The organism is Trinickia soli, assembly GCF_002879855.1.
Taxonomy (GTDB): domain Bacteria; phylum Pseudomonadota; class Gammaproteobacteria; order Burkholderiales; family Burkholderiaceae; genus Trinickia; species Trinickia soli.
Map to the genome: position 1 here is coordinate 240,868 of NZ_PNYB01000003.1, position 23,921 is coordinate 264,788.

At 63.3% G+C, this 23,921-nt stretch carries 24 protein-coding genes and 4 pseudogenes; 7 read left to right on the top strand and 21 right to left on the bottom strand.

All coding sequences use genetic code 11. From position 1 onward, the window contains the following. Window positions 1–71: 71 nt before the first annotated feature. From C0Z19_RS05290 to C0Z19_RS05325, 8 genes are all read right to left on the bottom strand, one after another. On the bottom strand, window positions 72–920 hold the full coding sequence (locus tag C0Z19_RS05290; RefSeq protein ID WP_102608742.1) for a lysophospholipid acyltransferase family protein: 849 nt from the start codon (window positions 918–920) through the stop codon (window positions 72–74). A gap of 24 nt (window positions 921–944) precedes the next feature. Then, window positions 945–2,222 carry a dihydroorotase gene (locus C0Z19_RS05295; protein WP_102608743.1) on the bottom strand — a complete coding sequence of 426 codons (1,278 nt, stop codon included), beginning with the start codon at window positions 2,220–2,222 and terminating at the stop codon, window positions 945–947. Window positions 2,223–2,285: 63 nt separating this feature from the next. Further along, complete coding sequence (locus tag C0Z19_RS05300) at window positions 2,286–3,317, bottom strand: aspartate carbamoyltransferase catalytic subunit (protein WP_102608744.1); 1,032 nt, start codon at window positions 3,315–3,317, stop codon at window positions 2,286–2,288. 110 nt (window positions 3,318–3,427) lie between these two features. Further along, a complete protein-coding gene (gene pyrR / locus C0Z19_RS05305) occupies window positions 3,428–3,943 on the bottom strand; it encodes a bifunctional pyr operon transcriptional regulator/uracil phosphoribosyltransferase PyrR (RefSeq protein WP_102608745.1) in 516 nt (171 codons plus the stop codon). After that, on the bottom strand, window positions 3,930–4,364 hold the full coding sequence (gene ruvX / locus C0Z19_RS05310; RefSeq protein ID WP_102608746.1) for a Holliday junction resolvase RuvX: 435 nt from the start codon (window positions 4,362–4,364) through the stop codon (window positions 3,930–3,932). The genes pyrR and ruvX overlap by 14 nt, the downstream gene beginning before the upstream one ends. Beyond that, complete coding sequence (locus C0Z19_RS05315; protein WP_102608747.1) at window positions 4,361–4,939, bottom strand: YqgE/AlgH family protein; 579 nt, start codon at window positions 4,937–4,939, stop codon at window positions 4,361–4,363. The genes ruvX and C0Z19_RS05315 overlap by 4 nt, the downstream gene beginning before the upstream one ends. Window positions 4,940–5,204: 265 nt before the next feature. Then, window positions 5,205–6,569 (bottom strand): FimL-related protein, encoded by a 1,365-nt coding sequence (locus tag C0Z19_RS05320; RefSeq protein WP_102608748.1) that lies wholly within the window; start codon window positions 6,567–6,569, stop codon window positions 5,205–5,207. Window positions 6,570–6,624: 55 nt separating this feature from the next. Further along, complete coding sequence (locus C0Z19_RS05325) at window positions 6,625–6,795, bottom strand: rubredoxin (RefSeq protein WP_025527884.1); 171 nt, start codon at window positions 6,793–6,795, stop codon at window positions 6,625–6,627. 295 nt (window positions 6,796–7,090) lie between these two features. Between C0Z19_RS05325 and C0Z19_RS05330 the strand changes: the two genes are divergently transcribed. Continuing rightward, the gene (locus C0Z19_RS05330) at window positions 7,091–7,948 is read left to right on the top strand and encodes a hydroxymethylpyrimidine/phosphomethylpyrimidine kinase (RefSeq protein ID WP_102608749.1); all 858 of its coding nucleotides are present in this window, start codon (window positions 7,091–7,093) and stop codon (window positions 7,946–7,948) included. A gap of 124 nt (window positions 7,949–8,072) precedes the next feature. Here the strand turns inward: C0Z19_RS05330 and groL are convergent, their stop codons facing one another. The 3 genes from groL to C0Z19_RS05345 form a co-directional block, all read right to left on the bottom strand. Next, on the bottom strand, window positions 8,073–9,713 hold the full coding sequence (groL, locus tag C0Z19_RS05335) for a chaperonin GroEL (RefSeq protein ID WP_102608750.1): 1,641 nt from the start codon (window positions 9,711–9,713) through the stop codon (window positions 8,073–8,075). 46 nt (window positions 9,714–9,759) lie between these two features. Then, entirely contained in the window at window positions 9,760–10,050 is a 291-nt protein-coding gene (gene groES, locus C0Z19_RS05340; protein ID WP_102608751.1) for a co-chaperone GroES, read from the bottom strand. 493 nt (window positions 10,051–10,543) lie between these two features. Next, window positions 10,544–11,029: a hypothetical protein gene (locus C0Z19_RS05345; protein WP_233196006.1), complete on the bottom strand. Its 486-nt coding sequence runs from the start codon at window positions 11,027–11,029 to the stop codon at window positions 10,544–10,546. A gap of 198 nt (window positions 11,030–11,227) precedes the next feature. Between C0Z19_RS05345 and C0Z19_RS05350 the strand changes: the two genes are divergently transcribed. The 4 genes and pseudogenes from C0Z19_RS05350 to C0Z19_RS05365 all read left to right on the top strand — a co-directional run bounded on the left by C0Z19_RS05350 (window position 11,228) and on the right by C0Z19_RS05365 (window position 14,004). Then, complete coding sequence (locus C0Z19_RS05350) at window positions 11,228–11,761, top strand: PAAR domain-containing protein (RefSeq protein WP_102608752.1); 534 nt, start codon at window positions 11,228–11,230, stop codon at window positions 11,759–11,761. Then, window positions 11,758–12,468, top strand: a complete 711-nt coding sequence (locus C0Z19_RS05355; protein WP_102608753.1) for a VRR-NUC domain-containing protein — start codon at window positions 11,758–11,760, stop codon at window positions 12,466–12,468. Before C0Z19_RS05350 ends, C0Z19_RS05355 begins: the two co-directional genes overlap by 4 nt. After that, entirely contained in the window at window positions 12,465–13,535 is a 1,071-nt protein-coding gene (locus C0Z19_RS05360) for a type VI immunity family protein (RefSeq protein WP_102608754.1), read from the top strand. The genes C0Z19_RS05355 and C0Z19_RS05360 overlap by 4 nt, the downstream gene beginning before the upstream one ends. A gap of 188 nt (window positions 13,536–13,723) precedes the next feature. Further along, window positions 13,724–14,004: pseudogene (locus C0Z19_RS05365) on the top strand (type II toxin-antitoxin system TacA family antitoxin). Window positions 14,005–14,138: 134 nt separating this feature from the next. On the opposite strand, the pseudogene tnpA reads toward C0Z19_RS05365, so the two are convergent. Then, window positions 14,139–14,342 (bottom strand): annotated as a pseudogene (gene tnpA, locus C0Z19_RS05370) (IS200/IS605 family transposase); the annotation flags it as partial. Here tnpA and C0Z19_RS05375 point away from each other — a divergent pair. Further along, window positions 14,327–14,803, top strand: a pseudogene (locus C0Z19_RS05375) (RNA-guided endonuclease InsQ/TnpB family protein); the annotation flags it as partial. The pseudogenes tnpA and C0Z19_RS05375 sit on opposite strands and share 16 nt — an antisense overlap. Window positions 14,804–14,846: 43 nt before the next feature. After that, window positions 14,847–15,131 (top strand): annotated as a pseudogene (locus C0Z19_RS05380) (GNAT family N-acetyltransferase); the annotation flags it as partial. Between the two features lie 47 nt (window positions 15,132–15,178). Here C0Z19_RS05380 and C0Z19_RS05385 read toward each other — a convergent pair. The 9 genes from C0Z19_RS05385 to C0Z19_RS05425 all read right to left on the bottom strand — a co-directional run bounded on the left by C0Z19_RS05385 (window position 15,179) and on the right by C0Z19_RS05425 (window position 23,864). Further along, the gene (locus tag C0Z19_RS05385) at window positions 15,179–15,922 is read right to left on the bottom strand and encodes an SDR family oxidoreductase (protein ID WP_102608756.1); all 744 of its coding nucleotides are present in this window, start codon (window positions 15,920–15,922) and stop codon (window positions 15,179–15,181) included. Window positions 15,923–16,002: 80 nt separating this feature from the next. Next, window positions 16,003–16,839, bottom strand: a complete 837-nt coding sequence (locus C0Z19_RS05390; protein WP_102608850.1) for an amidohydrolase family protein — start codon at window positions 16,837–16,839, stop codon at window positions 16,003–16,005. Between the two features lie 7 nt (window positions 16,840–16,846). Further along, window positions 16,847–17,893, bottom strand: a complete 1,047-nt coding sequence (locus C0Z19_RS05395) for an aldo/keto reductase (RefSeq protein WP_102608757.1) — start codon at window positions 17,891–17,893, stop codon at window positions 16,847–16,849. After that, a complete protein-coding gene (locus C0Z19_RS05400; protein ID WP_102608758.1) occupies window positions 17,883–19,217 on the bottom strand; it encodes a UxaA family hydrolase in 1,335 nt (444 codons plus the stop codon). Before C0Z19_RS05400 ends, C0Z19_RS05395 begins: the two co-directional genes overlap by 11 nt. A 43-nt stretch (window positions 19,218–19,260) precedes the next feature. Beyond that, window positions 19,261–19,563 carry a UxaA family hydrolase gene (locus C0Z19_RS05405; RefSeq protein ID WP_175083922.1) on the bottom strand — a complete coding sequence of 101 codons (303 nt, stop codon included), beginning with the start codon at window positions 19,561–19,563 and terminating at the stop codon, window positions 19,261–19,263. A 49-nt stretch (window positions 19,564–19,612) separates the two neighbouring features. Beyond that, a complete protein-coding gene (locus C0Z19_RS05410) occupies window positions 19,613–20,647 on the bottom strand; it encodes an ABC transporter permease (RefSeq protein ID WP_102608760.1) in 1,035 nt (344 codons plus the stop codon). Beyond that, entirely contained in the window at window positions 20,637–22,166 is a 1,530-nt protein-coding gene (locus C0Z19_RS05415) for a sugar ABC transporter ATP-binding protein (protein ID WP_102608851.1), read from the bottom strand. Before C0Z19_RS05415 ends, C0Z19_RS05410 begins: the two co-directional genes overlap by 11 nt. 5 nt (window positions 22,167–22,171) lie before the next feature. Next, window positions 22,172–23,221 (bottom strand): sugar ABC transporter substrate-binding protein, encoded by a 1,050-nt coding sequence (locus C0Z19_RS05420; protein WP_102608761.1) that lies wholly within the window; start codon window positions 23,219–23,221, stop codon window positions 22,172–22,174. A 370-nt stretch (window positions 23,222–23,591) separates the two neighbouring features. Beyond that, on the bottom strand, window positions 23,592–23,864 hold the full coding sequence (locus tag C0Z19_RS05425) for a hypothetical protein (RefSeq protein WP_146012000.1): 273 nt from the start codon (window positions 23,862–23,864) through the stop codon (window positions 23,592–23,594). Window positions 23,865–23,921: the final 57 nt, after the last annotated feature.

A 23,921-nucleotide genomic window follows, 5' to 3' on the forward strand; every position in this document is an offset into this window, starting at 1 on the left:
TGCCCTTAAAGCTTGCCGGCACCGCGACCTTCCCGAAGGGGGCAGTCCCGTGCCAGCGCGCGCTATTCCGGTCACTGCCGCGGCGTAAGCGCGCCCTCGACCGCCGCGTCGTCGTCGCGCTCGCCGGCTTCGCCATCGTCTTCGGCGGCCGGCGACGACACGTCCTGATTCAGCGGGCGCGCCACCTTCCCTTGCAATTGACCGAGGCCGCTCGCCACCGCTTCGCGCGCCTTCGCCGCCAACGCGCGCCGATCGTCCATCGCGGGAATCGGCGTGCCGACGTACAGATGCGCCGTCAACGGCCCGCTGCGCAACACAGCATCAAGCGACGCACCAAGCGACATATCGTCGATATACGCCGGCGCCGTCGACTGACGCCCCTCCCCATCCTCATACATCAAACAGATGGGCTGCACGGGACACTGCGCCGATACGGCCGCCTGGAACAGATTCGCGTGAAACGGCAGCAGTGAGAAACCGTCCGAAGTCGTGCCTTCGGGAAACACGCAAACGACGCCGCCGCTTTCGAGGCGCGAAGCCATTTCGTGCATGGCGCGCTGCACATCCCGCCGCTTCTCTCGATGAATGAAAATCGTATCGAGCCGATGTGCGAGCCAGCCGACGACAGGCCATTGGCGCACTTCCGCCTTCGAGACGAACGGCGTGGGCCGCCACGCGTTGACGACGTAGATGTCGACCCACGAAACGTGATTGCCGACGACGAGCGCACCGTGATCGAGCCGCTCGTCGTCGTGATGCACGACGAGACGCATGCCGACCAGCCGCAACAGCTTGAGCGACCACGCGCGATTGACTTCGCGCTTGCGCGCGTCGGACCAACGCGGATAGCGCGTCGCAATGATCCACACGCCATGCAGCAAATGCAGAATGAGGCGCAGTTTGGCGAAGGTCGACTTCATCGCAAGCGATCCCGTTCGTGCCCGTTATGTCCGCTCGAACGCCACGCGACCCGCGACGATCGTCGTGCGCACGCGGGCCGGCAGTTCATAGCCGAGGAAAGGCGTATTGTGCCCTTGGCTCTTGAGCGCGCGCGGCTCGACGCGCCAATAGCCGTTGCGATCGAATACGCAGACATCGGCCGCCGCGCCGACCTCGATACGGCCGGCGGGCAGCTTCAACACCTTCGCCGGTTCGTGCGTGATCCGCGCGAGCGCTTGCGCCAGCGAAAGCCGCGCTTCGTCCGCCCACTTGACTGTCAGCGACAGCAGCAACTCGAGCCCCGTCGCACCGGGCGTGGCTTCGGCGAACGGCAGCAGCTTTTCGTCGTCGTCGACGGGCGTGTGATCCGAACAGATTGCGTCGATCGTGCCGTCGGCGAGTCCCGCGCGAATCGCCTCGCGATCGCGCTGCGTGCGCAGCGGCGGATCGAGCCGGAATTGCGAATCGAAGTAACCGATGTCGACATCGATCAGGTGGATATGATTCGCACTGACGTCGCAGCTGACGGGCAGCCCTTCGGCCTTGGCCTCGCGTAAGAGTGCAACACCCGTAGCCGAGGACAAGCGCGACAGATGCACACGCGCGCCCGTGCTGCGCACGAGCTCGAAGATCGTATGCAACGCGATGGCTTCGGCCGCCACCGGCACGCCCGACAAGCCCAGGCGCGACGCGACGGCGCCGCTGGCCGCTACGCCGCCCTTGGCGAGATAGGCGTCCTGCGGGCGCAACCACACGGTGTAGCCGTACGTGCTCGCATATTGCAGCGCGCGCAGCAACACCTGCGTATCGACGACCGGCACGTCAGCTTGCGTAAAGCCGACGCAGCCCGCTTCGGTCAGCCCGACCATCTCGGTAATGACGGCGCCTTTCAGGCCGACGGTCAATGCCCCCAGCGGGTGTACGTGCGCGCGATTCAGATTACGCGCGCGAAAACGCAGCATTTCGACCAGACCCGGTTCATCGAGAACCGGATCGGTGTCGGGCGGGCACGCGAGCGTCGTGACGCCGCCCGCAACGGCCGCCGCCATTTCCGAATCGAGCGTCGCTTTGTGCTCGTAACCCGGTTCGCGCAAACGCGCCGACAAATCGACGAAGCCCGGTGCGACGAACAGCCCCTTGGCGTCGATCGTCTTATCCGCCTGAAAGCCGTCCGGCGCGGCGCCGATCGCGGCGATCCGGCCGTCGGCGATGAATACGTCCGCCCGTTTTTCGGCGCCCGCGGCCGGATCGATCACCGTACCGCCTTCGATATGAATCTTCATGCGCTGCCTTTGTTTTCTTTCCGTCGCTCTTCTATGCGGTTCGGTCGTATCGACGCCGTCCGCTCACTCGTTGTTGCCGGCGACGATGCTCATCACGGCCATGCGAACCGCAATGCCGAACGTCACCTGATTGAGAATCACCGATTGCGGGCCGTCCGCCACTTGCGAATCGATTTCTACCCCGCGGTTCATCGGCCCAGGATGCATCACGATCGCATCGGGCTTCGCACGCGCAAGCCGCTCGGGCGTCAAGCCCCAGCTCTTGAAGTACTCCTGCGCCGAAGGCAGCAGCGCCCCGCTCATCCGCTCGTTCTGCAGCCGCAACATGATGATGACGTCGACGTCCTTCAACCCCTCGTCGAGGTTGTGGCAGACGCGCACGCCAAGCTCCTCCAACCCGCCGGGCAACAGCGTACGCGGCCCGATCGCCCGCACTTCCGGCACGCCGAGCGTCGTCAGCGCGTGGATGTCGGAGCGCGCCACGCGCGAATGCAGAATATCGCCGACGATCGCCACGCGCAGATTCGTGAAATCGCGCTTGTAATGTCGGATCGTGTACATGTCGAGCAACCCTTGCGTGGGGTGCGCATGACGCCCATCGCCGGCGTTGATCACATGCACGTGCGGCGCGCAGTGCTCGGCAATCAGATAGGGCGCGCCGCTCGATGCATGGCGCACGACGAACATGTCGGCATGCATGGCCGACAGATTGTTGATCGTATCGAGCAGCGATTCGCCCTTGCTCGTAGACGACGCGTTGATGTTCAGATTGAGGACGTCGGCCGACAGGCGTTTGGCCGCGATTTCGAACGTCGTGCGCGTACGCGTCGAGTTTTCGAAAAAGAGATTGAAGACCGATTTGCCACGCAACAACGGCACCTTTTTCACTTCGCGATCCGTCACGCTGACGAACTGCTCGGCCGTATCGAGAATATGCGTGACGATGGACCGCGGCAGCCCCTCGATCGTAAGCAGGTGCTTGAGCTCGCCGTTCCTGGTGAGCTGGGGGTTGCCCTTCAGAAAGCCGTAGCGAAAACGCTCGGAAGCGGCGGCCTCGCCGCCGTCGGCGGCATGGCTCGGGGTGACGGTGTTCATGGTCGGTCGACTGATTCAAACATGGGTGGACGACGCGCCGCGCGACGTGCGCCTGCCGTGGCGCGTGCGCGTTTCGTCGGAAAGCAATTGCAGCGAGTCCGGGGCACGCATCAAGCGCCACGCGCTTCGGTGCGGAACGTGAAGCGCATGTCGGCCCCTTGCTCCAGCACAAGCGTTGCATTGGCATCGGGTTCGGCGGATACACCCACGAAGCGCGCTTCGATTGGCATCTCGCGGCCGCTGCGCTCGGCCAGCACGGCCAGCTCGATCGCGGCGGGACGCCCGTAGTCGTACAGCTCGTTGATGGCGGCGCGCACGGTGCGCCCCGTGTGCAGGACGTCGTCGACGAGCACGATGCGCCGGTCGTTGACGTCGAACGGCAGCGAGGTAGGGCTCGCCTGGCTGTGCAAGCCCTTCTTGGCGTAGTCGTCGCGATGCAATGCGACGTTCACGACGCCAAAAAACCTGGCGCCGAGATCGGCGGACAAGCGCTGTGCGAGCCAGGCGCCCCCGCTGTAGATGCCGGCGAGCACGGGGCCGTCGGCAGCCGCGAACGATGTGCCGTAGGCGTCGCGAATCTGCGCAAGAAGCGTCTGGTACGACGCCTCGGCATCAATGTAGCTCATCGGAAAGTCCGTCCAGATACTGTTGAAGAATGATGCGCGCCGCTTCGGCATCTCGCATCTGCGCCGCTATCCCCTCCTCGCGCATGTCGAGATCGGCGGCCACTGAACTGTAGCGCTCGTCCACCCAATCGACGGGCAGGTTGAAACGCCCGTTCAGTTGATTGCCGAAGCGTTTCGCCATCTGCGTCATTTCGTGGGGCGCGCCATCCGGGTGCAGCGGCAGCCCGACGACGAGCGCCTCGGGCTTCCACTCGCTGATGAGCTTGCCCACGGCTTCGAAACGGGACTCGCGGCTGCGATTCGGCACGACGACGAGCGCACGAGCCTGGCGGGTCAGCACGTTGCCGATTGCCACCCCGATGCGCTTTTCGCCGTAATCGAACGCAAGCAGCGTCGCCTCACGCCCGACCGGTTTCATCATGCGTGACCCGCGTCGCCGGAAAGCATCGACGGCGTAACGCCGAGCAGCGCCAGTGCGGCTTCGAAACGCCCCTCTGCCGGCACGTCGAACACGATCTTGGGGTCGGCCTCGACCGTCAGCCAGCCATTGCGGGAAATCTCTTCTTCGAGCTGGCCGGCGCCCCAGCCGGCATGGCCGAGCGTCAGCAGGAAGCGTTGCGGGCCCTTGCCGCTCGCCACGGCTTCGAGCACGTCTTTCGACGTCGTCATCTCCAACCCGCCCGTGACCGCCATCGACGACGTGTAGGCACTGCCCTCGACCGGTTCGTGCAGCACGAAGCCGCGCTCCGTTTGGACGGGACCGCCAAAGTAGACAGGGACATGGAGCAGCGGCTCGATTTCGAGCTTCAAATCGATGCGGCTGAAAAGCGATTCGAGATCGATGTCGGTCGGCCGGTTGATGACGAGGCCAAGCGCGCCACGCTCGCTGTGATCGCAAAGGTAGACCACAGTCCCTGAAAAAGTGGGATCGGCCATATTGGGCATGGCGATCAGGAACTGGTTGGTCAGATTGATGCGATCGTTACTCTTAGGCATGGTTCGAATTTTAGCAAAGACGGTGCAGGTTGGACGCCACAAGTGCGTGCGAGCACGCAGTGACGGGCCACGCGCGGCAAGCCGGCGCGTCGTTCGCGCGAGCGATGGGCAGGCCGTTTCCCGCACTCTATCACGCAAGCAAGCGCCGCCTTCGGTCCTATGGCCGTTCGGACAAGCCAGTGTCGTGAAGATAGGGAATCGGGTTCGAATCGGGCGCGCCTCGTGCCCGAACGGGCGTCAGTCGAGGCCTCAAGTCTTGCAGTGCTTAAGGAATAACGGACGAAGCCGGACCGGCTCGCTCGATCGCCTGAGTCAGGAGCGCCAGCGGCACGGCCGAATCGGGCGGCGCCACGCCCGCCGCGACGCGCAGCAGCATGGCGCGCAGGGCCTCGCCGGCCTGCTCGATCGGGCGACGGGCGGGCGCACACTCCGGCGATCCAATCTGCGCCGCGTAGACGTGCCGGCGCCATGCGAGCCCCAGCGCATCGGCGAGCAAGCCGATATGCCCGAGCCCCACAGCCTGGGCGGCAGCGCCTAGCCGATAAGCCGACTGCACCGCATGCCCGGCCGCCACGGTATCGGGCGTCGATGTCGCGAACGCCGCATCCGTGCTCACAGCAAGCGCCGACATCGACGCATCGGCCGTTTGCAGGAAATCTTCGTACGCGTAGACAGGCACCGATACGGCCCCGAGCTCGCGCGACACGGCGCCGGCGTCGGCCGCAGCCTCGGCGCCGGTCGCACTCTGCTCCCAGGCCACCTCCGAGGATTGCGTCGCCGCGATATGCCAATCGACGGTCAAACCATAATCATTCAACAGTGCGACCGCATCGGCGTCCTCGGCCGCGGCGCCGTAAAGCGCGTAATCGCGCCATACCAGCGCGAGCGTCGCGCGCACGAACGAGCGCGGCGCTGGTTGCGATCCCTGCACGGGTTCGGCCAGCAGCATATTGCAGCGCGCATAGAATCGCTTCGCCTCGGAATCGCCCGCTTGCGCCCGCCCGCTCACGCGCAGACTGCGCGCACAGGCGCCGGCCAGACGCCAAACGTCATACGGATCGTCGCCAGCCAGCGCGTCGATGCACGCGTCCAGTTCGTCGATCGCAGCAGCAGCGCCCTCGCTGCCTTTCAACACGGGCAGCAGCGCTTGCTCGTAACGGGCGCGCAATACCGCAAGCTTCGGCGCCGGATTCGCACGCAAGGTTGCAGGCGCGATAGGACGCCCCGCAAGAGCCAGATCCTCGAACGCGACGGCGTAACTTTGGGTATGGCGTGCCACGAGCGCGTGGAGATCGCGATAGTGGGAGAAAAGCGTAGGCGAGCAAGCAAGCTCGCGCAGGTTGCGACGGATGAGCGCCGCATGAAAATCGGCCAGCGTCGTGTTGAACGGTGGCAAGCATTCGTCGGCGGCTGCGAACGGCGCTGCGAGCACGAGGGCATCAGCAAAGCGCTGCGATGGAAGCCACCCGGCTTGGCGCAACGCCTGGGCAGCGCGCAGCAGCGGCCCGACGACAGCCATGCGCGCCTCATTCGCCTTGCGCGCTTCGGCCAGCGCCGCTTCCGCGTCGCGCACCGCGCCGCCGCGCGGGTTCGGCAAGGCTTCGAGGCGCTGTAGATCGGCGGATGTCATGGCATCGTGGAAGGCGGGCGGCACGAACCCGATCGGGCCAGCCGCAAGACCTGGGTCAGATCTGAACCATCTCGAAATCTTCCTTGCGCGCGCCGCATTCGGGGCACGTCCAATTGATCGGGACGTCTTCCCAGCGCGTGCCCGGCGCGATGCCTTCTTCAGGCAGACCGGCCTCTTCGTCGTAGATCCAGCCGCAAATCAGGCACATCCAGCTTCTATATTCCATTCTTGTATCGCGTCGAAAGGTCCGTTGAGCAAAGAGCCATGATGGTACCGTTTTTGAGGCGGCCGTGGCTAGGAATCCTGGCAACAGCCGCGATGCGTCATTCGCGGTTGCGTTCGCTGCCGCATGCGCCCGCGCCGCCTGGGCGCACCGACACTCGCCCGACGAGGCCTGGCGTGGGCGGACCTACTGTCCTCGTCAGTGCCATCGGAGTGAATAAAGCCGCATAATGAGGCGTCCGCGCAGGCGCGCCGCCCGGCCCGCCGCCCGCGGTTTTCACGATATTTCGCTCCACGCCATGCACAGTGCCGCTCCCCCTATCGTTTTGACCTTCGGCTTGTCCGACCCTACCGGCGGCTTCGGGCTGCAAGCCGATCTACTCACGCTGGCGAGCATGGGCTGCCACGGGGTATCGGTGCTCACCGGCTATACGGTGCGCGATTCGGCCAACTGCGACGAAGTGACGGGTCTTGACCCTGACGTCGTCGCGACACAAGCACGCATGCTGCTGGAGGACATGCCCATCGCCGCCTTCAAAGTCGGCGCGGCGACGCGTGCCGAAGTGGTCAGCGCGATCGCCGAAGTCGTGTCCGACTACGACGGCATTCCGCTGATCCTGGCACCCGATTTCACCGTGGACGACGAGCACGTCCTTGCCGCCGACGAGCTGCGCGAGTCGATTGCCGATCTGCTCGCGCCGCAAACCACGATCCTGATCGCGGATCAATCGACCTTGATCACGCTCGCGCAGCCCGACGGCGAAGCCGAGGCGCCAAGCCTCGATGCGGCCATTGCGCATCTGCTTTCGCAGGGCGCCGAATATGTGCTGTCGACCCAGACCGGCACGCATCGGCTCGTCAACACGCTGTTTGGCGAAGAGGGGCAATTGCGGCAGGACATGTGGGATTGGCCGCAACACCGGCTGATGGGGATCACCGACACGCTGGGCGCGGCCGTCGCCGCCCTGCTTGCCAACGGGCAGGAACCCGCCGAAGCCGCGCGCGAAGCGCAGGAGTATCTCTATCAGGCGGTTCGCCAGGCGTTTCGACCCGGCATGGGCGCCTATCTGCCCGATCGCTTCTTCTGGGCACGTGACGACGCTGAAACGCCGCAGATCGGAGAAGAAATGCCGCGGCCCAAACCGACGCGAACGTAGCCGGAAAAACCGGACGAAAAAAAACCTGCATCGCTGCAGGTTTTTTTTTCGCAAGGGGACGCGCCTTGTGGCGCGCCCGCCATGTCGTTTCGACGTGCGGCCTGAAACGGCCGCAACGCCGAAATTACATGTCCATGCCCATGCCGCCCATGCCGCCGGGCATGCCGCCAGGCATCGGAGCATCCTTCTTCGGCAGTTCGGCAACGGCTGCGTCCGTCGTCAGCAGCAGGCCTGCCACCGATGCGGCGTTTTGCAGCGCCGTACGCGTCACCTTCGTCGGATCGACAACGCCGGCTTCCACCAGATCGCCGTACTCTTCCGTCGCGGCGTTGAAGCCGTAATTGCCCTTGCCGTTCGCAACCGCGGCAACGACAACGCCCGCTTCCAGGCCGCCGTTGATCACGATCTGACGCAGCGGCTCTTCCATCGCGCGCAGCACGATCTTGATGCCAGCGTCTTGGTCGGCGTTCGAACCCTTCAGATCGGCGATGGCCGTGCGAGCACGGATCAGCGCAACGCCGCCGCCAGGAACGATGCCTTCTTCAACGGCAGCGCGGGTGGCGTGCAGTGCGTCTTCGACACGTGCCTTCTTTTCCTTCATTTCGACTTCCGTCGCGGCGCCAACCTTGATGACGGCCACGCCGCCGGCCAGCTTCGCGACACGCTCCTGCAGCTTTTCGCGGTCGTAGTCGGACGTCGCTTCTTCGATTTGCGTGCGAATCTGCTTCACGCGCGCTTCGATGTTCTTGCCTTCGCCTGCGCCGTCGATGATCGTCGTGTTTTCCTTGCCCACTTCGATCCGCTTGGCCGAACCCAGCTCTTGCAGCGTCGCCTTCTCGAGCGTGAGGCCCGTTTCCTCGGCGATCACCTGGCCGCCCGTGAGGATTGCGATGTCTTCGAGCATCGCCTTGCGACGATCGCCGAAGCCAGGCGCCTTGACCGCAACGGTCTTCAGGATGCCGCGGATGTTGTTGACGACGAGCGTTGCGAGCGCTTCGCCTTCGACGTCTTCAGCGATGATCAGGAGCGGGCGGCCGGCCTTGGCCACTTGCTCGAGCACCGGCAGCAGATCGCGGATGTTCGAAACCTTCTTGTCGTGCAGCAGCACGAACGGGTTTTCGAGGACGGCGACTTGCTTGTCCGGGTTGTTGATGAAGTACGGCGACAGGTAGCCGCGGTCGAATTGCATACCTTCGACCACTTCGAGTTCGTCGGCGAGCGACTTGCCGTCTTCGACGGTGATCACGCCTTCCTTGCCGACCTTGTCCATCGCTTCAGCGATGCGATCGCCGATCGATGTATCGCTGTTGGCCGAGATCGAGCCGACTTGAGCGATTTCCTTGTTCGTCGTGCAGGGCTTGCTGATCTTCTTCAGCTCTTCCACGGCGGCGTGCACGGCCTTGTCGATGCCGCGCTTCAGATCCATCGGGTTCATGCCCGATGCAACGTATTTCATGCCTTCGCGCACGATCGACTGAGCCAGCACCGTGGCCGTCGTCGTACCGTCACCGGCGTTGTCGCTGGTCTTGGAAGCGACTTCCTTGACCATTTGCGCGCCCATGTTCTGGAGCTTGTCTTCGAGCTCGATTTCCTTGGCGACCGACACGCCATCCTTCGTGACCGTCGGGCCGCCGAAGCTGCGCTCGAGGACAACGTTGCGACCCTTCGGGCCCAGCGTGACCTTCACTGCGTTCGCAAGGATGTTCACGCCTTCAACCATCTTGGCGCGAGCGCTGTCGCCGAATACGACGTCTTTAGCTGCCATCTTGTAACTCCTTGAAATCTTTGTGGAATATCGACCTGGACGGGATTTACTTCTGAACGACCGCCATGATGTCTTCTTCGCGCATCACGAGCAGTTCGTTGCCGTCGACCTTGACGGTCTGGCCTGCGTACTTGCCGAACAGGACGCGATCGCCGACTTTGAGGTCGAGCGCGATTTGCTCGCCCTTGTCGTTGCGCTTGCCCGGCCCGATCGCGAGCACTTCGCCTTGATCCGGCTTCTCGGCGGCGGCGTCAGGGATCACGATGCCCGAGGCGGTCTTGGTTTCCTGATCCAAACGCTTGACGATGACGCGATCGTGCAAAGGACGAAGGTTCATGCTTACTCCTCTCTGGGTTTGAGACTGAAGAACGCTGAAGTTAAGTAAAGGCCGCTGGGTGCGGCCCGACGGAACTTTGTTAGCACTCACGTGCAGCGAGTGCTAATTATATGGACCGACCATGGCAAATTCAAGAAGGGGAACAGAGAGATTGCGGAGATGTAGGCGCGCAGACAAACCCGGCAATCGTGCGCTCACAAACGCGGCAGAGACTGACCGCCACTGGCGGTGCGATTCGGCGCTCGATTTATCGGGTAAACCCTAGAATCCCAACCTCAATGCAGAGGAGCCGACGAGGGCTGTTTTCAGGAATCGCAAACGGGTACGCTTCCGGTTGTGCCATTTACCTGACTCTCTACGGGACAGCCCATCGTCATGGCCACTTCGAACAACAAACCGACCATTCCAAACCCGCAACCGGTCTACCGCAGCCCAACGCATGACCGCAACAGTCAACGTCCGACTTCGCCAGGGAGCGGCAATCGTCCTATCCCTACTTACCAGCCGCCCGCGCGGCCATCGCGGCCACGATGAAAATGACGGGGCTGCCAACGGCGGCCAGTCGTAAACCGTTCAGCCACTTCGCCACTTTGGCATTCCTGGATGCCGCCGTACCGATGCGCCACTGGAAACCATCCAGTTCCGCCTCCTTAAGCGCATCCAGGTCGAAACCGGCCTGATTGAGATTTCGTGGCTCGTTATAGACTGGAGCAATGGGCTGCATCATCAGGCATTTCCAGACGAGCAGCGCGCTCAGCGAGAAAAACCAAACGGTAAACGCCGTCGCCCCGAAGGAGAACCAAGTCCAGCTCTTCTGCTCGATCGCCTTCGCCGCATAGGTCATCGCACCGGCCATCGCCGCGAGAAATACGGTCAGCGTAGTGGCAGCATCCTTCGCGATTACGTCCGCGCAGACATGATGCGCCTTCATGTTTTCGACTGCCGCTTGTTCTATCCAGTCCAAGCGCTCGTCACTCACCACACACCCCGCAATTAAAGTCGTCCAACTATACCCGACCACAGGGGTGGCGCACGATGCCCCCCCGCCACGAGGCAGTCGACGATTCCACGTTCATCGCCATCGCAACTAAGCACCCCTCTCGGATTTATCAGGTTGTGCCGCACCGCGACGCTTGATACGGTTTCCACCCGCGATTCTTGAAAAGAGGAATTTGGCATGGGATTTTCGTTCATCCGAGAAGACGATACGACCTCTCACGGCGGCCGCGTGCTCAAGTGTTCCCCTGAGAACGAGTCGGACGGCAAAGCAATTGCGCTGCTCGGCGACATGGTGTCGTGTCCTCGCTGCCATGGGATTTTTCCGATTGTCCGAGTCAAGCAGTTAAACATGACCTTCGACGGTCGGCCCGTGGCAACGGAGGGAGATCAAACGGCTTGCGGCGCAACGCTCATTGCCTCGCAAAATCGCACTTCGGCATCTCACACCCAAGGAGCAGGACGTTCGGTCGGCGCAGGTAGAAGCGTGTTATCACAATTGGCCGATAGCACGGAGGCCGGCTCGCAACGTGGACGATTTCAGGTATTGGACGATGAAACAGGGCGCCCCATCCCAAACCATCCGTACACTGTGAGAAGCGGCAATGGAGAGATGATCAAAGGGAAAACCGATGACAACGGATATACCGACTGGCTCAAGACGGCCCCGGCGTCGTCACTGACTTTCGACCACGATGGAGCAGCCCCCGCATGACGGACTACGCGAGGGGGCAAGGAGGTGGCTCGACTGGCCCCGGCAATGGACACACGAACACCGTGCGCTTGCGGCGCAATGCTCTCGATCCGAAGGATCGCCAGGTGCTTTGTTCGATGGTCTGCAAATGCAATTCGATGCCGTCGATCGGCGCGGACGGCCAAAAGCTGAAGCAGCAATGTGTGAGCGGTCGATTAAAAACTGCTGACGCGCTCACCGGCAATCAGAGCCCGTACAAAGCCGAGATCAACTACGACATGTCGCGCGACCCGCCCGCACCGATCATGGACTCAGGGGTCTCAACCAAAGCGCATGACTACCTATCCGGCTGGATTCAGAAGTATTGGCCGGGCGGGCTGGATTCATATCGACCCGGCATCGGAAACATCCGGCGTCCTGATGTGGTTGTCGTCAACGACCCATCGCGTCCCCCTACACAAGCCAACCTAAAGAGCGTAGTAGAGATAAAGTTCCCTGGCGATTCGATGTCGGAAGCGCAACAGGCGGCCTATGAACGCATCGCTGGCAGCCCTGATAAAGTGGCAGTTCTGGGGCCAGATAGCTGCGATTGCGGCGTTGACGGTAGTGGGCCGCAAACTCAACCGGCAACATCGAACGCGCCGGACGAGCTGTCCGATGGGGCTCGTACTTTCCTTCGTAGCGGTGCGCCGCCGATAATTCCCCCCTTCCCTGGTTTTGCATTCTGACGATGAGCGATTATCTCCAAGCATGGGCAAAAGACCCATCGCGAGCCGGTACCCTTCCCTATGCGGCCTTCGAGCCTCGCTATCCGCACAAGGGCGTGGGTGCAATTGTCGTTGTGCGCGGCGTGCTGTACTTCAAGGGAGGCTACTCGCGCGAACGGCGTGCAGCTATTGCCAAGTGCTTCGAGCAGTACCGGACCGCCCTCGGCGCGCCACTGAGTTGGTTCTTCCAAGAGGGAAAACGCGCGACGAAATTCGAGAAGGCTCCGAGCCTCGCGGCCGTCGCTACGAGCCTAAGCGAAGACGAGACCTTCACATTCGCATTCACCGACGCGCAAACCTCACGGGAAGCTGGAGCCTTTCAATTCTCGGCTTTCTGTCTCGAAAAATGGCAAGCTTCTCTCGGAACGCGGGGCCTCGACGCACTTACGTTCTCCGCCCCCGTACCGCTCGTAAAAGCGAATCCAGAACTCGTACCGAAGCTCTTCATTGAGTTCGCCAATCTGCTCGACGCGATTCACGGTCACGCCGGCTATGCTGTCAATCTGCCGCCAACCGGCAGAGAAGAGAACGAGAGCAGCGAATACTACTTCTCCCGCCAACTTGGGCCAGGGGTCGACGTAGGCAATCCGTTCCGAAGCACTTTCCGCGACCTGATCGACAAGCTGAAGACTGCCGATTGGCTTGTTGCCATCGGCCCCGAGATGGTCGCCAAACTCGGGGGCATACGGGCGCTGGCTCTTCCTCCAGACTGGTTCAGAGCTGCGCCGTACGGCGAAGGTGGGCTTATGATTCAGGCTGGCATGCAGCCTCGCGCCGGATCGGAGGAAGTCGCAAAGGGCGCGCCCGCAATTGCACCGCCCGCATATGTTGTCCTGAACGCGGCACTCCGCCCGATCATCGCGCAAAGTATTGGAAGCCTACAACGCGGCACGGCGACGGGTGACGCGCCCGTGTACAACACAGAATCAAGTGGAAACGAGTGGTTACATCGATTCGATGTCACACCCGGCGAATTGCTCGCCGCGCAAGCCGCAGTGCTCGATACGCCGAAGTTGCCACCGCTCTGACTATTGCCCGCTATCCGTCGATTCGATGCGTTGGCCATTCAACGACCAGGCGCGCTGCGAAAGCTATACAGTTTTCTCAAGATGGAACTTCGTTCGCTTAGTGTCGAACTCTGCGGCGTCCGTCACCCAGGTGCGGAATTGATTTGTACGACTATTCGCCGTATTTTCGTGAGCAGGAGGATACCACCATGCCTAAAGCCACTTCCACCGCTCCTCTCGAAGCCCGGATCAGCACCGATCTACATGCGATGCTCAAACGTGCCGCTGAACTTCAGGGCGAACCATGACCGATTTCGTCGTCTCGGCCGTTCAGGACGCGGCGCAGCGCGCCATCGAACAGGCCGAAATCATACGCCTGTGGCTGGCCGACCAAGAGTGTTTTGCTCTGGCATTGCTGTCACCACCACAGCCTGCGCCGGCGTTGGAACGTGCCTTTGCCCGTCGTAACAAGCTCTTGCGTCCTGAATGAGCGATGCACCCTTTTCGACTCAGCGCGCTCGACATCGCCCATGATCGAAGCGCGTTTGACCGGAAATCGCGTCAAGGCCCGTCGTTCACGGCGGGGAAGGAAAGCGCGGACGGCGCAGCCGTCCTTCTGAGGCGCTAGTGCGGCGTCTGCTGCTGTTCGATGTACTGGCGCACGACCGCGATGGGCGCACCGCCGCAGCTACCGGCGAAATAGGACGGCGACCAAAGCGCGCCGTCCCACAGCTTGCGCTGGATGGTCGGGTAGTTCTTCTGCCGGATCATCCGGCTCGAAACACCCTTCAGGCTGTTCACGAGCGCTGAGACGGCGACCTTCGGTGGACAAGGCATCGACCACGATTAGCAAAAACCACGCAATGGTTGCGGTCGAAGACCTGAAAATCAGCAACATGTCGAAGTCGGCGAAGGGTACGGTAGACGCACCGGTGCGCAATGTCCGCGCGAAGTCCGGCCTGAACAAGTCGATTCTCGATCAGGGGTGGGGCGAGTTTCGCCGCCAACTCGAATACAAGACGGCATGGCGCGGCGGCTTTTTCTTCGCGGTGGACCCGAAAAACACGAGCCGTACATGCCCGTGTTGCGGCCATGTCTCGAAGGACAACCGGAAGACTCAGGCGCTGTTCGCCTGCGTAGACTGCGGACATGAAGCGAACGCCGATCACGTCGGCGCGCTCAACGTTCTAGCGGCAGGACATGCCGTTATGGCCTGTGGAGGGATGGCGCAGTCTGGCCACCCGGCGAAGCAGGAACCCGCCGAAGCTACTAGCTCCATCACGGCCTAGCGCAGTAGGAATCCTCGCTCTTCAGGGCGAGGAGGATGTCAACGATCTACCGGCTGCCATCGGGAAAAAACTGCCGCGCTATCCAACCGTGCCAACCGTTCGTATGGGCCGGTTGGCCGTCGATCAAGCGTTCAAAGGGCAAGGGCTTGGCGGCGCCTTACTGGCCGATGCGCTTGACCGGGCCGCTCGATCAGAAATTGCCGCCTATGCCTTGATGGTGGACGCGAAAGACGACGATGCCGCGGCCTTTTATCAACATCACGGTTTCATCGCCCTGCCCGATGCACAACGCACACTGTTCCTACCCTTGGCTACAGTTCAACGTTGAGCGAATCGAAACCGGGAAAACGATGCGCCGCAGGTAGACATATCGTTTTAGTTCGACCACCCACCGTCGATCACATGAATCTGACCGGTCGTGAACGACGACTCGTCGGAAGCGAGATACAGCGCGAGCGCCGCGATTTCCTCCGGCCGCCCTACCCGCCCCATCGGCTGTCGGGCGACGAATGCCGCGCTCACCTGCTCGACGCTCAGCCCCTGGGCCTGCGCCTGCTCCGCAATGCGCTGCTGCAGCGACGGCGAATCGACGGTGCCGGGACAGATCGCGTTGCAGCGGATGCCACGCGTCACGAAATCCGCGGCGATCGCCTTCGTCAGCCCGATCACAGCCGCCTTCGAGGCGCCGTAAACGAAGCGGTTCGGCACGCCCTTCACGCTCGATGCCGCCGACGACATGTTGATGATCGACCCGCCGCCGCGCTCCAGCATGGCGGGCAAAAATGCGCGAATCATCCGATACATCGCCTTCGCATTCAAATCGAACGCGAGATCCCAATCGGCTTCCGTCGCCTCGAGGATCGAACCCGCATGCACGAAGCCCGCGCAATTGAACAGCGCATCGATCGCACCCACCTCCCGCGCCAGTGCTTCGATGGCCGTACTGTCGCGCACATCGAGCCTGCGCGCGTCGAACGGACTGCCCTCGAGCAGATCGGTACGGATATCGGTGGCGATGACGCGTGCGCCCTCACGAGCGAACAGCTCCGCCGTCGCACGGCCGATGCCCTGCGCCGCCGCCGTGATCAACACCGTCTTTCCTTGAAGTCTTTGTGTCATCTATCGAGCTCCAGTTGTTTTGATGCTGGCCGTTGCCGGACGGCGGGGCCGGCTTGCACGCCCCGACTTCCGTCGCCGCACTATACTTCCAAGCGATAGAACGCGGCCGCATTGCCACCGAAAATCGCATCGCGCTGCGCATCCGTCAGCACATCGAGCAAAGTCGTCGCGATCGAATGCCACAGCAGATAGTCGCCGTTCAGATTCAGCACCGGCCAATCGCTGCCCCACATCAATCGGTCGGGGCCGAACGACGCGAGCAGATGGTCGACATACGGCCGCAGCGTCGCCTCGGTCCAACGCGGAGCGGCCTCGGTCGCCAGCCCGGACAGCTTGCAATGCACATGTGGCAGGCGCGCCAGTTTCGCGATACGGTCGGCCCACGGTTGCCAGCCTGCAGGGCCTTCGACGATCGGCGGCTTCGCGCCGTGATCGACAACGATACGCAGCGACGGATAGCGCGATGCGAAGCTCTGCAACGCATCGATGTGGCGGGCAAAGACCAGCGCGTCGAACGCAAGTTCGTGCGCGATCAATGCTTCGATCGCCGGCGCAAGCGCCGGGTTCGCGATCCAGTCGTCGTCCGGCAGATCCTGCAGCATCGGGCGCACGCCTTTGAACTTCGCGTCGCGCGCCAGTTCCGCGATCAGCGCGGGCGCCTCGCGATCGAGCAGCGGCACCCAGCCGACCACTCCCGCGATGGAATCATCATCCCGTGCGAGGCCGAGCAAATAGCGGGTTTCGTCGACCGTGGGCGCAGCCTGCACGACGACCGTGCGCGCGATGCCGGCACGCTCGCGCAAGGGCGCCAGGTCGGCCGGACCGAAGCGGCGGTATAGCGCAGCGAGATCCGGTGTGAGCCAGCCGTAATCCCCGCGCGCCGGATCCCAGTAGTGCTGATGAGCGTCGATCTGCATCGTCACATCACTCCCCGACGACAGGAACAGGAGCGCGCGCGTCCAGCAACCCTTCTTCGCGCAACGCCTTCCATAGTGCGGGCGCGATCGCGTACTCGAACGACGCGACGTTCTCGCGCACTTCGGCTGCGTTGCGCGCGCCCGTCAGGACGGTCGCCACGGCAGGATGCGCGTACGGAAACTGCAATGCGGCCGCGGCCAGCGGTACGCCGTGCGCGCGACACACCGCTTCCAGCCGGGCCACGCGCTCGACGATCTCGCGGGGCGCCTCACCATAGTTGAACTTCAAGTCGCCTTGGACGCCGCGCGCGAGAATGCCCGAATTGAAGGCGCCGCCAAGCAGGATGCTGACGTTGCGTGCCGTGCAGGCAGGCAGCAGATCGGCGAGCGTCGCCTGTTCGAGCAGCGTATAGCGGCCGGCCAACAGCGCGCAGTCGAGGTCGCATTCTTCCATCGCTTCGAGAATCGCCGCGCCTTCATTGACGCCCAGTCCGATCGCCTTCACCGCGCCCGACGAACGCAAACCGTCGAGCGCTCGAAACCCTCCGCCCTCTGTCAGTTGCTTCCAGTAGTGCGCGTTTTCCTCTCCATGCGTGACACGGCCGATGTCGTGAATCAGCACGATATCGATGTCGACGATGCCGAGCCGCTGCTGGCTATCTTCGAATGAACGCATGATGCCGTCATGGGTGTAGTCGTAGATCGCCTCGAACGGCAACGGGTTCTGCCAGCCGTCGCGACCGTCGTAGGGCGTCGTGCGCGGCACGAAGCGGCGCCCCACTTTCGTCGACAGCACATACTCGCTGCGCGGATAGCGGCGCAAGGCATCGCCGAGGCGATGCTCCGCTTTCGTATGGCCGTAATGGGGCGCGGTGTCGAAGTAACGCATGCCGGCATCCCAGGCGGCGGCGATCGTCGCCATCGCCTCTTCGTCGCTCAGGTCGCGATAGAGGCCGCCCAGCGGCGCGCTGCCGAGCGACAGCGCCGTCACCTCCAGCGCGGTCCGCCCGATGCGGCGCCGATCGCCGACTCGTCGTAGGCTTTCACTCTGCACGAGCAATACTCCCGGCCGCAACGGTTGCGCGACCTTTCGGTCCGGCGATGGGCAAGCACGCCGGGCCGACGGGCTCGAACGTCTTGTACGTCAGGATGAATTCCTGGTGCCCAAGCAGCTCCGATTTCGATGCGGCGCCTTGCGCCACGGCGACCGTCTGCTCGAACACCTCGCGCCCCACTTCGTCGAGCGTGCCGCGCCCTTCGAGAATCCGGCCGGCATCGACATCCATGTCGCCCGCCAGATTGCGATAGGTGGTCGGGTTGGCGCATACCTTGATCACCGGCGAAATGGCCGAGCCGACTACCGATCCCCGCCCGGTCGTAAACAAAATCACATGGGCGCCGCATGCAATCAGCTCGACGATCTCGGCGTTGTCGCTGATGTTCGGAAACCCGAAGCGCGGCTCGCCGTCGGGCACCACGTCGAGTAGATAGAGACCGCCGGTCGGCGGCACATCGCCGGGTTTGACGATGCCGGCGATCGGCGATGCGCCGCTCTTGGCGTACGCCCCCAGCGATTTCTCTTCCTGCGTCGTCAACCCGCCATCGGCGTTGCCGACCGAGAAGCTGCCGTGGCCGAGCGTCGCGTAATAGCGCGCCGCCTTCTCGACGCAGGCGACGATCTCGTCGCCGAGCTCCGCCCTGGCGGCACGGCTTTTCATGTGAAATTCGCAGCCGACGAGCTCGCCCGTTTCCTCGAAGATGCACGTCGCACCCGCGTCGATCAGATGATCGAAGGCGCGTCCCACGGCAGGATTGGCCGTAATGCCGCTCGTGCTGTCCGAGCCGCCGCAGATCGTGCCGACGACGAGTTCGTCGAGCGACATCGGCACCTTGCTTTGCGCGGCAAGCTGCCTGCGTGCGTCGCGCACCCAGTCGACCCCGTATTGGATCGTGCTGCGCGTGCCGCCCTTTTCCTGAATCGTCAGCACTTCGACGGGGCGTCCGCTGGCCCGCACAATATCGGCCAGGTAGTGCTTGTTCATGCTCTCGCATCCGAGCGATACGAACAGCACGGCGCCGACGTTCGGATGCGTGGCCAGCCGCTGCATCATCAATTCGGCGTAACTGTTCGGATAGCAGCCGGGAAAGCCGATCAGATGCACGGGCGGTTCGACTTCGGCGGCAGCGTCGTCCGACGCACCGGCGAAGTCGGATAAAGGCGCGCGAAACTGCGCGACGATCTCGCGCGCGACGTGGTGCGCGCACTCGACGAGATAAGCCACCGCCACGACGTTGCGAATGCCCTTGCGGCCGTCGCTGCGTAGATAGCCGTGCAGCGCCGGCGGCGCATCGGTGGTTGCCATGGAAGAGTCGGTCATGTTCGTCCCAACACGGCGCAAGGCCGTTTCAGTAATGCACAAATCAGTGATGCACGAATTCGTGTCCCGCATCGTGCGTGAAGGTCGGCAGGTAATCGCTTTCGAGGTTTTGCGTATGCAGATGTTCGCCCCGTGCGACGTCGCAGGTAACGTGGCCGATGACCGCGCCGTAACGAAGCACTTTCGCGTTTTTGGACAACGCGTAGCGTGCGATCTTGTGGCCGAGCTCGATCGTGGTCGCAAGCGTCACGCGCTCTCCATCGATCACGACCTGCGTCCCCGCTTCGAGGCGCGTCGGTGCGATCAGGCAGTTGTCCTGCGGGCTCAGCAAAATGAGGTCTGTCATAGGGTGGTCGATGTCGTTCGTTGTGAGGCGGGCGGCAGATTCGCCACGCTCAGTTCTGCCCCTCGCCGCTTGCGATCCGGGCCACCATCAGCGAGCCGAGAATGATGGCGCCGTAGATCGCCTGAATCCAGAAGGACGGCACTTGCGCGAGCGTCAGCAGGTTCTGCACGATGCCAAGCAGCAGCACGCCGAGCAGCGCGCCCGGCATGGAGCCTTTGCCGCCGTCGAGCGAAATGCCGCCGATCACCGCCGCCGCAAACACGGTGAAGATCATGCCGTTACCCTGGTTGGCGTTGATCGCGCCCACGTAGCCGGTCACGACGAGTCCGCCGATCGAAGCCAGCACGCTGCCGAGCACGAACACGCCCCAGGTGATGCGCTCGACGCGTATGCCGGCCGCACGCGCCGCTTCGGGATTGCCGCCGATCGCATAGAGCGCACGCCCGAGACGGTGATAGCGCAACATGAAAGCCGCGATCGCGAACGCCGCAGCCGCGAGCCACACCGACAGCGGCAGCCCGAACACGACCGATGTCGCGAGCGCGAAGAACGCCGGCGGCATGTCGAACAACGTGCCGCCTTTGGTCGCGCCTACCAGCATGCCGCGCAATACGATCAACATCGCCAGCGTGACGATGAACGCGTTGAGCCTCAGCCGCACGACGAGAAAGCCGTTGATGAAGCCGACCACCGCGCCCACGACGACAATCGAGAGCAAGCCGGCCGCTACGGGCCATTGAAGACCAAAGCCCGCCGATGCGGCCGGCATCACGAGCATCGCGCCGATAGCAGGCGCGATGCCGACGGTCGACTCGAGCGAGAGATCGAACTTGCCCGTCAGCACGATCAACGATTCGGCCAGCACCACCAGGGCCAGCGCGGCCGAAGCGCCGAGCACGCTGACGAGATTCGCTTTCGTCAGAAAATTGGGATTGATGAACGCGCCGATGACGATGAGCAGCACGATCGCCGGCAACAGGGCGAGATCGCGCAGACGTGCAACATCGACGCGCAGGGCCAGCGGACGCGTCGGCGCAACCGCCGCGGTACCGGCGATGGCGGAACCGGGGACATTACTTTTCATCGGAATTCACTCCTTCCATGGCGGCGATCAGTTCATGGTCCTGCCAACCGGCTCGGAATTCGGCTTCGACGTGGCCGCGAAACATCACGAGCACGCGGTCGCACGTACGCAGATCGTCAAGCTCGCTCGATGCGACAAGCACGGCCTTGCCTTCTTCACGTACGCCGTCGACCACCGAAAGCAGCGCTTGTTTCGATTTCACATCGACGCCGGCCGTCGGATCGATCAGCACGAGCACCTTCGGGTCCGTGGCGAGCGCGCGCGCCATCACGACCTTCTGCTGATTGCCGCCGGACAGGCCCGATACGACATGCATCGGCCCTTGTGCTGCCTTGATATCGAGCGCATCGATCATCTTCGCGCCGAACGCGTTCTTCCTGGCCGGCGATGCGATACCGAACCTGCCGAGCGCGCGCATGATCGTCATCGATGCGTTTTCGGCGACCGATTGCGTCAGCACGAGGCCTTCGTGATGGCGGTCTTTCGGTACGCAGCCGATGCCGTACCCGAGTGCCGCGCAGACATCGCCACGCGGCAGCGAAGCTGCCCCTACGCGAATGTCGCCGCGCTCGTGGGCGCGCAAGCCCGCGATCGCCTCGGCAACGCTCGTGCGCCCGCTGCTCGTCGCGCCGGTCAGCCCGACAACCTCGCCGCGCTTCACCGCGAACGACACGCCCGTGTAATCGGCGCCGCCCAGGTCGACCACTTCGAGCGCGGTTGCGGCGTCGGCCGGCAGCGGCTCGCGGGCGGCCGCATCGGCGACGGCCAGCCCGCCGCTCTCGCCCGTCATCGCCTCGATCAGTTGAGCGCGCGGCAGGGCGCAAACGGGGGCGCTGACGATATGGCGGGCGTCGCGCAACACCGTGACGGCCTGACAGACTTCATAGATTTCCTGCAGATGATGCGAAATGAAGAGGAACGTCACGCCCTCGCGTTGAAGCTCTTCAATGCGGCGAAACAAGCGCTTGATTTCATCGCCGTCGAGCTGCGCGGTCGGCTCGTCGAGGATGATGAACCGCGCGCCATACGACAAGGCCCGCGCGATTTCGACGAGCTGGCGCGCTTCGACCGTCAGATCGCCCGCGCGCGCATTCTCGTTGACGTCGATCTTCCAGTGTTCGAGCAATGCACGCGCGTCGCGGCGCATCGCTCGCCAGTCGATCACTGAGCGCCGTTGCGGTTGCCGATTGATGAACAGATTCTCGGCCACGCTCAGGTCGCGAATGATCGTCGAATGCTGGTAGACGCAGGCGACGCGTTCGCGCCATGCATCGCGATCGGAAAGCGGCGGCGCCGGCATGCCGCCGAACTGAACGTCGCCGCTGTCGGGCTTGGTCAAGCCGGTCAGAATCGACACCAGCGTCGATTTGCCGGCCCCGTTGCGCCCGACGAGCGCATGCGACTCGCCGGGCATGACGCAGATACCGACGTCGTTCAGCGCCGCCGTCACACCGTACCGCTTGGTGACGCCACACGCTTGCGCGACCGGAATACTGCGCGTATCCGTCGTCGTGCTCATGATCGTCACTTGATCGTGTTGCCCCAGAGCGACTTGTCGTCGACATTCGACTTCGTGACGAGCGGCGCGGGCAGTTGATCTTCGAGGACGCCCGGCGACAGTTCGATGATGTTGCTGTCATGATCCGTCTTCCCCGTCTTGAACGTCTTCCCGTCCAGCGCGGCCTTGATGTAGTACAGGCCGTACTTCGCGTAGAGGTCGGCCGGTTGCGACACCGTTGCATCGATCTCGCCGCGGCGGATTGCGTCGTATTCCTGCGGGATGCCGTCGTTGCTGACGATCACGATATGTTTGGCGTTGCCGGCCGGAAACAACATCTGCTTGCGGCGCAGCGTTTGCAGCGTCGGCGCAAGATAGACGCCGCCCGCCTGCATGTAGATCGCCTTCACGTCGGGATTGGCGGTCAGAAGGCTATCGAGTGCCGTGGCTGCGACATCGCCCTTCCAGGCCGCCGGAATCTCGAGCAGCGACAGGCCGGGGTATTGCTTCAGGCAGGTGCGGAACGCCTCGGAGCGGTCGCGACCGTTCACCGACGCGAGATCGCCCATGATCTGCACGACCTTGCCCGCCTTCACGTGCGTGCCGATGTATTCGCAAGCCTTTTGACCATAGGCGCGGTTATCGGCGCGCACGACCATGGCCACCTTGCCCTCCGTCGGCGCCACGTCGACCGCGACGACGGGCACATGCTTCGCCGCCGATGCGGCGAGTGCGCGGCTGATGGCCGCCGAATCGAGCGGACCCACGACGATGCCCTTTGCACCTTGCGTCAGCAGGTTGTTCATGTCCGTGATCTGCTGGGCGGGATCGCCGTTCGAGTTCACCGGCGCAAGCGTATCGAGGCCCATTTCCTTCGCGTACTTCGGAAGGTAATTGTTGTACGACTGCCAGAACGGTGAAGTCAAAAGAGGAAGATCGAGCCCGATCTTGCCCGCTTCGGCCGCATTCGCCGAGCCGCCAACGCCCGAGCATAGACCGATGACAGCGAGCGTCGTCGCCGAAATGCCCCGGCGCGCCACGCGCCGAACCGACCAATGCTGCTTCATGGATTTCATTGTCTCTGTCTCCTCAGATCTGCCCAAGGCTTGGGATATGGGGGTACGACGGGGCACAACGCCGGGCTTCGCTCGCGACGCCAATCGCTCACGCGACTTATTTATCGGTGAACAGATTGTTTATCTGTGGACCTTGACGAGTCAAGCGACGAATACGGTCCCGCGGTCGGGACTTTCCCTAAGGCCGGCCAGGGAAGCGGCTCGAGGCGATCCGGAAGATGGGCGACGGGGAGATGGGGTCGGGTGCCGCGCAGGGTCGCTGCGGGAGTCACGCAGCGCAAGATGACGGGCGAGCGGCGAGGACATCGACCGCCGACGCGGATCGCGCGTCAGTCGCGGCTCGATATCCCCGGGTACGGTGAATCGGGCTTCAGTCCGGCCGAAAGAGGTCGAAGCCGCCCAGTGCGACGACGCCGCTCAATGCGATGAAAGCGACGCTATGGCGGCCGAAGTAAAGTACCGCGGCCGAGGCCCAGGTCGCGACGAAAAACCCGCCGATCCGTAAAGCCGCGAGCCGGCCGCCGCCTGCGGCGGCTTGCGCGTCGGAACGGCGCTCCGCTCGATCGTCCGACCGCGTCGACCATCCCGGCTGCTGCAAGGCGCCTCTGTTCGGCTCACTCCCTTGTGAATTCGTACTCGACATACTGTGTGCTCCTTTCCTCAGATAATTAGCTATGCAACGATCGCGTAGGCTACGTTG

Bases quoted from the DNA above. Each gene is read 5' to 3' on its own strand.
- C0Z19_RS05290 (WP_102608742.1), bottom strand. From the start codon at position 920: ATGAAGTCGACCTTCGCCAAACTGCGCCTCATTCTGCATTTGCTGCAT.
- C0Z19_RS05295 (WP_102608743.1), bottom strand. From the start codon at position 2,222: ATGAAGATTCATATCGAAGGCGGTACGGTGATCGATCCGGCCGCGGGC.
- C0Z19_RS05300 (WP_102608744.1), bottom strand. From the start codon at position 3,317: ATGAACACCGTCACCCCGAGCCATGCCGCCGACGGCGGCGAGGCCGCC.
- pyrR (WP_102608745.1), bottom strand. From the start codon at position 3,943: ATGAGCTACATTGATGCCGAGGCGTCGTACCAGACGCTTCTTGCGCAG.
- ruvX (WP_102608746.1), bottom strand. From the start codon at position 4,364: ATGATGAAACCGGTCGGGCGTGAGGCGACGCTGCTTGCGTTCGATTAC.
- C0Z19_RS05315 (WP_102608747.1), bottom strand. From the start codon at position 4,939: ATGCCTAAGAGTAACGATCGCATCAATCTGACCAACCAGTTCCTGATC.
- C0Z19_RS05320 (WP_102608748.1), bottom strand. From the start codon at position 6,569: ATGACATCCGCCGATCTACAGCGCCTCGAAGCCTTGCCGAACCCGCGC.
- C0Z19_RS05325 (WP_025527884.1), bottom strand. From the start codon at position 6,795: ATGGAATATAGAAGCTGGATGTGCCTGATTTGCGGCTGGATCTACGAC.
- C0Z19_RS05330 (WP_102608749.1), top strand. From the start codon at position 7,091: ATGCACAGTGCCGCTCCCCCTATCGTTTTGACCTTCGGCTTGTCCGAC.
- groL (WP_102608750.1), bottom strand. From the start codon at position 9,713: ATGGCAGCTAAAGACGTCGTATTCGGCGACAGCGCTCGCGCCAAGATG.
- groES (WP_102608751.1), bottom strand. From the start codon at position 10,050: ATGAACCTTCGTCCTTTGCACGATCGCGTCATCGTCAAGCGTTTGGAT.
- C0Z19_RS05350 (WP_102608752.1), top strand. From the start codon at position 11,228: ATGGGATTTTCGTTCATCCGAGAAGACGATACGACCTCTCACGGCGGC.
- C0Z19_RS05355 (WP_102608753.1), top strand. From the start codon at position 11,758: ATGACGGACTACGCGAGGGGGCAAGGAGGTGGCTCGACTGGCCCCGGC.
- C0Z19_RS05385 (WP_102608756.1), bottom strand. From the start codon at position 15,922: ATGACACAAAGACTTCAAGGAAAGACGGTGTTGATCACGGCGGCGGCG.
- C0Z19_RS05390 (WP_102608850.1), bottom strand. From the start codon at position 16,839: ATGCAGATCGACGCTCATCAGCACTACTGGGATCCGGCGCGCGGGGAT.
- C0Z19_RS05400 (WP_102608758.1), bottom strand. From the start codon at position 19,217: ATGACCGACTCTTCCATGGCAACCACCGATGCGCCGCCGGCGCTGCAC.
- C0Z19_RS05405 (WP_175083922.1), bottom strand. From the start codon at position 19,563: ATGACAGACCTCATTTTGCTGAGCCCGCAGGACAACTGCCTGATCGCA.
- C0Z19_RS05410 (WP_102608760.1), bottom strand. From the start codon at position 20,647: ATGAAAAGTAATGTCCCCGGTTCCGCCATCGCCGGTACCGCGGCGGTT.
- C0Z19_RS05415 (WP_102608851.1), bottom strand. From the start codon at position 22,166: ATGAGCACGACGACGGATACGCGCAGTATTCCGGTCGCGCAAGCGTGT.
- C0Z19_RS05420 (WP_102608761.1), bottom strand. From the start codon at position 23,221: ATGAAATCCATGAAGCAGCATTGGTCGGTTCGGCGCGTGGCGCGCCGG.
- C0Z19_RS05425 (WP_146012000.1), bottom strand. From the start codon at position 23,864: ATGTCGAGTACGAATTCACAAGGGAGTGAGCCGAACAGAGGCGCCTTG.